Source organism: Micrococcus sp. KRD026 (assembly GCF_017168445.1).
Taxonomy (GTDB): Bacteria; Actinomycetota; Actinomycetes; order Actinomycetales; family Micrococcaceae; genus Micrococcus; species Micrococcus luteus.
Map to the genome: position 1 here is coordinate 1 of NZ_JABFBA010000025.1, position 686 is coordinate 686.

Below are 686 nucleotides of genomic sequence, written 5' to 3' on the forward strand. Positions count from 1 at the left end.
GACGACCTGCTCGGGGGTGTGACGCTTCCTGCTGTTCGTCATGATCTGACCAGTCTCCCTGCCCGCGACCGCGGGCAACAGGACGACTCTCATAACGACTGGACCTACGAAACGGGGTCAGCCCAGTACTCCATCGGCACATCCCCGGCCTCATGCTCGGCTGCCGCTTCCGCCTCCTCCGAGAGCGTCGGCGTGGGCTCAGGGGTGGGCGTGGGCTCCGAAGCAGGAGCAGACCCCGCAGTAGGGGTCGAGGTCGACGATGCAGCCGGCGTGGAGGATGCGCCCCCGGACGCGCCGTCCACCTCCAGCGCCGCATACTCCGGGATGCGGTTAATGATGGGCGTCATGTTCTCAACGAACCTGTTGAGTTCCTCACCGGGCTGGTAGCAGTCGGTGGCTGCACCGGTCACAGACTGCACGATGTCCTGCATTGGCATCGTGTACCTGCCACCGCCCGACTTCACAATGCGCTGGATCTCCTCAGGCTCGGCCATCAGACGGTCCAAGGTGTCGAGATACTTGGGATGGGCGACCGCGCGCAGCTGATCGCCCTGCTCCACCTGGGCTGACCCCGTTTCGTAGGTCCAGTCGTTATGAGAGTCGTCCTGTTGCCCGCGGTCGCGGGCAGGGAGACTGGTCAGATCATGACGAACAGCAGGAAGCGTCACACCCCCGAGCAGGTCGTC

1 pseudogene is annotated in these 686 nt (G+C 64.6%); it reads right to left on the reverse strand.

The window, feature by feature from the left end:
• Positions 1 to 104: 104 nt before the first annotated feature.
• A pseudogene (locus J1M40_RS09400) lies at positions 105 to 686 on the reverse strand (hypothetical protein); the annotation flags it as partial.